Genomic DNA, 6,252 nt, shown 5'->3' on the forward strand with positions numbered 1-6,252 from the left:
CACCACGCTTTCTTCGAAAGTTATTACTTAACGTAATCTAAGCATATAAAACATGCAAAGGTTATTTAAGTAATATAGTGGTTTGGAGTACTGAGTTTGCTAGCCACTATTATTGATATATATAATCATATAAGTTTTTTATTAACAAAAGTAAAGTAACAATTATAAATAATAATTTCACATATGAAACACCTTTTTTTACTGCGAAAGAACTACCAATATAACTTCCAACGATCATAGACAAAGCCATACTGAAACCTAATAAATAATCTACTTTATTTAATAATATAAATAAAAGTAAAGCGCCAATATTACTTCCAAAATTTAAAACTTTAGCATTTCCTGCAGCTTTTAAAAAGTCTAATCCTAAGATTAATAAAATAAATATGAAGAAGCTACCTGTTCCGCCTCCTAAAAAACCGTCATAGAAGCCAATTAATATTAATAAGAAAAAAACAATAAACAATTTTAATTTAGAGGTTTCACTTATTAATGTATTACCATTCCATTTTTTTTTGAAGAGTGTATAAATTAATACTATAAAAAGCATTATAATCGCTAAAGGCTTAAAATATTGAGCTGGAATTATAGTTGCAATATAAGCTCCAATAATAGAAGCAAGAAAAACAAAAGGGAATATTTTTGCCATCAATTTAAGATTTACTTTTTTTGCTCTAATAAAGGATATAGCGGCTGTAAGAGATCCGAAAGAACTCGCTAGTTTATTCGTACCTAAAGCAGTTGCGGGTGGTAACCCCACAGCCATTAAAGCAGGAATAGATATAAGTCCCCCGCCACCTACTACGGCATCTATAAACGATGCTAAAAATCCAAAAAAGCTAATTACTAAGGTCGTCATTAAGTCCATATAAAGTCCTCCTAGAATATTAAGAGTATATCACAAAAAATTAATGAATATTCAAAAAAATCAGGTAAGTATGATAATATAAAATTACACTAAAAGTAGGAGATTTAATATGGTTAACTCAGCAGAGGGAAAACAAAAATTCATTTTCACATTAAAAGATAGAGAGAAAAAAGATGAAAATATATTCATACCATTGGTGAATATATTAAAAGAAAAGTAAGATGCAAAATATATACAATTTAACTACCTATAAGAGTTAATTATGTTAATTAAAGGAAAAAGACCCAAACACCGTCATATCAGCGTCTGGGTCTTTTAAAAATGAAAATTGAATATAAGATAATGAGATACTAAAACATTAATAAACTTTATACGTTTGTCCAGTTTGAGCGCCTTCAACACTTTTAATAAATGCATTTGCTACTTTATCAACTGGAACAGCTGTAAATCCTTTGAAGAATTCTCCATACTTATCTAAAGCTTCTTCAACGACATTAGGACTTACATTGTTAATTCTTAAACCATTTTTTAATTCTACAGCTGCTGATGTAACAAATCCTGAGACACCACCATTTGCCATAGCTGCTGAAGAACCTAATAAAATAGGATCATCCATCATAATTCCGGAAGTTAAAGTAAAGCTACCATTTTTATTTAAATAGTGTTGGCCTATTAAAACAAGATTTATCTGTCCTAATAATTTACTTTTTATGGCTACATTATTTTCTTCTAAACTCATATCTGATAGGGATTTGAAAGTTGCTCCTCCCGTGGCACTGACAACAGCATCTATATCTTTAATATCTTTATACATTTGTTCAATTTCTGTTGGAGAGGTAATATCTAATTGATAATCACCAGATTTACTGCCAACTTCAATAACTTCATGATTATTTTCTTTAAGTTTCTTAGATACACTTTTACCTATTGTGCCAGTAGCACCAATAACTACTATTTTCATTGTAATCCTCCTAATAAATACTGTTATTTTTATAAATTTTTTAGCCAAAATAAATATATTCGAAAGTTTACTATTAACACTTACATACTTAATGTAACATATACATTTATGAATTTATTCTGTAAAACATAGTATATTCAAGTAATGTTAATATTAAATAAGCTTATACATAGAATATACAAATTAGCTACCCATAATCTTTTATTATGTAAACTTGTAATAAAGGCTTAAACGTTGTTAAATCAACATTTAAGCCTTTTTCTTATGATTATCATTTATGCAGGTTTTATACATCATTGTTCTGACGCGTTTTCATTCATTTTCATGAGTTAATATTTTGTATCTTTATTCAAAGTATCGTTTTAAATTCTAAGATTTTGCTATACTAAACAGGCACTTCCTGTGCAGAAAGGAGGTGCCACATCTAATGATCGTCGTTCTGTTTGTTATGAAATATATCGTATGTCCAATCATTGTTGGACGTGTTCTTTATTTATTAAATCAAGAACATAAACGATAAAAAAGAAACCCCAGCATATGCTTTGGTCGGCATGCTGGGGTTTTCACATCTAATGATGTATCTGTCTGTTTGTTAGTTTCAGTATAGCTTTCACGGTCTAATTTGTAAACTGTTCTATTCTTCCCAATCAACTTCCAACTGTTTAGAAAATGCCTTTCTTTTTTCTTCAAATTGAGGATCATATTCTTCGTTTTGTACTTCTTGATAGTCTGAACGGTCTTTTAACCATTGTGGTGTTTTCTCTCGGCTTATGAATTGTTTTTGTTTACCTATATCTTTCATTTGAGATTGTCGCTTGCTGTGAATACGTTTCTCAGCGTCGAAAATAAATTCTAAGTATTCAATTTTGCGTCCTTTTCTAGATTTAATTTTGTTTTTATTAAGATTTTTAACGATTGCCATAGCATCAAAACTTATTTTTAGTTGAGATTTTATCAAAGTTTTACCACTTAACCGGTTATTAGATCAAGTCTTTTTACTTTAACAAAACAACAAGCAAATAATAATACTGGGAAACACTTACAATATTGAAAGACTATAAATTATATTTAAATGATATATTAATAATAAAGTTAATATATAAATGAAAGTGAGATTTACATAATGAAAAATAAAAAACTTTTTTAGTTTAGTAGTTCTTCAATAGTAGTTATTTTAGTATTAATTTTTATTGCGATTTTGAAAATAGGGCCACTATTTAATTTTTATATAATTCCACCTTCACCTCAAAATTATACAAAATTTGCACTTAGCAGTATGGAAGAACAAGGGCTATATACAAAAGGAAAAAACTAAAAATGCTAAGGAATATAATGATACTTATCAATATTTAGAACAAGCGTTAATAGTGGCTGGAAGAAAGCATTCTTATTTAGAAACTAATGATAATAAAAAAAATAATACTAATAATTAAGGAGATTCAATTATGATTAACAATATCGTACAAACCCAAAATTTAACAAAAAAGTTTTCAAATAGTTATTCAGTAGATAATCTATCACTAAATATTGGTTCGAAAGAAATATATGGATTTTTAGGTCCAAATGGTGCTGGTAAAAGTACTACAATGAAAATGCTACTAGGTCTCATGCAACCAACTAAAGGTAATATTAAAATATTCAATCAAGATATTTCAAAAAATAGAGATGAGATATTAATGCATGTCGGGGCATTAATTGAAGAACCTTCTTATTATAAAAATTTAACTGGTTTAGAAAATTTGCAAGTTATTCAAAGATTACTAAACTTACCTTCTAAAAATGTTAAAGAAGCTCTGAAAATTGTACGTTTGACTGAACACAAGGATAAATTAGTCAAAAATTATTCATTAGGTATGAAGCAAAGGTTAGGTATTGCTTTAGCTATAGTAAAATTTCCAAAACTATTGATATTAGATGAACCTACTAATGGCTTAGATCCTTCTGGTATACAAGAAATTAGAGAATTAATAAAATCTTTTCCAAAAACTTACGGAATGACTGTACTTATATCTAGTCATTTATTATCTGAAATTGAACATATGGCTAATACAGTAGGTATCATCAATAGAGGGAAACTATTGTTTGAAGGAAAGTTAACAGAATTAGAAGAACAGAACAAAGTATTGATAAATACTAACAATAACAAGGAGAGTATAAACTTGCTGAAATCAAAAGGATATAAGCTAGAAAATAATGAAAAACCTCTCCTATTAGATACAACTCAAAAAGATATATCTACAGCCGTTAAATTGTTAGTTAATAATCAGTTCGAAATTTACCAAGTACAATCAGTTCAGAAAAGTTTAGAAGAAAAATTTATAGAAATAACTAATGATGGAAAGGAATATTTATAAATGTTAAAAGCTATAAATTTAGAATTTTTCAAAATGCGGAGAAGAAAATTTATCCTTCCAATACTACTGATTACCTTTGTTGGTATATTGTGGTTTTGTGCTATAGCAATTAAAGAGTTAAATATTACTGATACAAAGTATGGTATTTATATGATCATTTCTAATATTCTAACTATCGACAGCGTGATTTATCCAATATTAATAGGTATTTTATGCTCAAGACTTGCAGACATAGAACATCAAGGAAAAACCTTTCAGTTATTAAATACTAGTAAACAAAGTGTTTTCAATTTGTTTACTAGTAAAGTTGGTGTTTCGCTTATTATTTTATTTGTAATTGACATTATACAATTAATGACCATCTTACTAATTGCTAATTCACATAATATCAGTTTAAAACTAGAAATCATTTCAAAATTCATGCTAAGTTTTATAATTGCTAGTTTCTTCTTAATATTAATTCATATGGCACTTTCTTTCTTTTTTGAAAAACAATCAGTCAGCATTGTATCAGCATTAGTAGGAAGTTTTTTAGGATTAGTAACAGGAGGGATGTTGCCTTCATATATTAAAATATTTTTGCCTTGGCAATATTATTCATTACTAAATCCAGTTCATAAAAAGATGGTTCACAAAGGATATGAATATTCAAATAATGACTATTATTTTATTTATATTTTTATTTCTATTCTATTAATAGTAATTCTATTCTTTATTATTAAAGCATTAATAAAAAGGAGGGATTTAAATTGATTTCTTTATTAAGCATAGAATTACGCAAACTACAAAATAATTATATTTTAATCTTCTTATTAGTTTTTAATATATTAAGCGTATCTATAGGAAGTATGATATTTTATTTTAATCAAAGCGCTTTTCCTAATTCAAATAATCGAGATTTAATATTGTGGGGGCAAGAAACTTTATATACTTCACAACTTTTCTTTCCCATACTGATAGGTGTTTTATGTTCAATAAGTTGGCAATTTGAGGAGTCTAATAATAATTGGATGAGATTGAAAACTATACCTTTAAAAGAAAATAAGATAGTTTTATCAAAATTTTCATCTCTTTTCTTACTTACTTTACTAAATCAAATTATATTTTTTGTATTATTTTGTATCTCAGCATCAATAGTAAATGTATCCTTGGAAGAATTACTTAAATTTATATACTGGGACTTTATAGGTTGGATAGGTACAGCATCTATTGTTGCTATACAATTATATTTGTCAGTTGCGACTAGAAATTTCACTTTCTCAATTTTAATAGCAACTATTGGTGGTGTACTAGGTCTTCTAACATTGTTTATTAGCAATTTTATTTTTAAAATATTTCCATATTCACAAATTACAGTTGGTGTGAGATCCAGATCTTTGATGAACTTCACTTTTTCAGAAATGTTACTTTTTCTTATAATAAATGCAACTTATATAACAGTTTTTTTGACACTTACTACTTTAAAGCTTAAAAAAAGAGAGGGTTAATTTAAAATGAAAAGAAAAGACTACTTATTTTTTGTAATTGCACTTTTACCTTTAATTAGTTTGTTATTACAGTTAATGAAAATTTCACTTATCCATAATTATCAAAGTTTTTTCTCTATAGTTAATATCATCTGCATACTTTTTACTATTGCTTATTCAGTTATTTTAGTTATTAATAGCAAGAAAAAGAGTAATTTGCAGAAAACAATTCTTATTTTGTCTATTATCTATATACTAACTTTAATTTTTATCTCTTTTGGAGTAATAATTAATATGTTTAATTAAAATAATTTTAATAGCAAAATACTATCAAAAATTTTCCCACATAAAAAGTCACGATAAATTTATCGGGTTCTGTTGCAAAGTTAAAAATCATGTAATATTTGTACTGAAAAACGAAAAATATTAATACTAACAAAACTCTTTACTGTTAAAACAATATTTGCTTTTATAGTTTTGCATAGATGTGCATATAATTTTAACTTTGCAACAGAACCTACATATATTTGTTGTGTTTAAACCAAAGTTAATGTATCACATTGGTTCATTTTCTTATTACTAAAGAATGAACTTTGTATCATT

The 6,252-nt window shown here is 26.8% G+C and carries 5 protein-coding genes and 1 pseudogene; 3 read left to right on the forward strand and 3 right to left on the reverse strand.

All coding sequences use genetic code 11. The features are described 5' to 3' along the window. Window positions 1–109: 109 nt before the first annotated feature. From HMPREF2881_RS00730 to HMPREF2881_RS00740, 3 genes and pseudogenes are all read right to left on the reverse strand, one after another. Window positions 110–868, reverse strand: a complete 759-nt coding sequence (locus HMPREF2881_RS00730) for a TSUP family transporter (RefSeq protein ID WP_070653589.1) — start codon at window positions 866–868, stop codon at window positions 110–112. 358 nt (window positions 869–1,226) lie between these two features. Further along, the gene (locus HMPREF2881_RS00735; protein ID WP_002447413.1) at window positions 1,227–1,829 is read right to left on the reverse strand and encodes a short chain dehydrogenase; all 603 of its coding nucleotides are present in this window, start codon (window positions 1,827–1,829) and stop codon (window positions 1,227–1,229) included. A 634-nt stretch (window positions 1,830–2,463) separates the two neighbouring features. After that, window positions 2,464–2,745: pseudogene (locus tag HMPREF2881_RS00740) on the reverse strand (hypothetical protein); the annotation flags it as partial. A 529-nt stretch (window positions 2,746–3,274) separates the two neighbouring features. Between HMPREF2881_RS00740 and HMPREF2881_RS00745 the strand changes: the two are divergent. Genes HMPREF2881_RS00745 through HMPREF2881_RS00755 form a run of 3 tightly spaced genes read left to right on the forward strand, consistent with a single transcriptional unit; the run spans window position 3,275 to window position 5,670 of the window. Further along, on the forward strand, window positions 3,275–4,183 hold the full coding sequence (locus HMPREF2881_RS00745; protein ID WP_070653591.1) for an ABC transporter ATP-binding protein: 909 nt from the start codon (window positions 3,275–3,277) through the stop codon (window positions 4,181–4,183). Next, the gene (locus HMPREF2881_RS00750; protein ID WP_070653592.1) at window positions 4,184–4,936 is read left to right on the forward strand and encodes an ABC transporter permease; all 753 of its coding nucleotides are present in this window, start codon (window positions 4,184–4,186) and stop codon (window positions 4,934–4,936) included. It begins immediately after the preceding gene. Beyond that, window positions 4,933–5,670: an ABC transporter permease gene (locus HMPREF2881_RS00755; RefSeq protein ID WP_070653593.1), complete on the forward strand. Its 738-nt coding sequence runs from the start codon at window positions 4,933–4,935 to the stop codon at window positions 5,668–5,670. Before HMPREF2881_RS00750 ends, HMPREF2881_RS00755 begins: the two co-directional genes overlap by 4 nt. The last annotated feature ends 582 nt before the right edge of the window (window positions 5,671–6,252 follow it).

Origin of the sequence: Staphylococcus sp. HMSC057A08 (assembly GCF_001812925.1) — a bacterium.
Taxonomy (GTDB): domain Bacteria; phylum Bacillota; class Bacilli; order Staphylococcales; family Staphylococcaceae; genus Staphylococcus; species Staphylococcus hominis.

What these genes read in the sequence shown, in the direction of transcription:
- HMPREF2881_RS00730 (WP_070653589.1), bottom strand. Translation starts at nt 868, where the DNA reads ATGGACTTAATGACGACCTTAGTAATTAGCTTTTTTGGATTTTTAGCA.
- HMPREF2881_RS00735 (WP_002447413.1), bottom strand. Translation starts at nt 1,829, where the DNA reads ATGAAAATAGTAGTTATTGGTGCTACTGGCACAATAGGTAAAAGTGTA.
- HMPREF2881_RS00745 (WP_070653591.1), top strand. Translation starts at nt 3,275, where the DNA reads ATGATTAACAATATCGTACAAACCCAAAATTTAACAAAAAAGTTTTCA.
- HMPREF2881_RS00750 (WP_070653592.1), top strand. Translation starts at nt 4,184, where the DNA reads ATGTTAAAAGCTATAAATTTAGAATTTTTCAAAATGCGGAGAAGAAAA.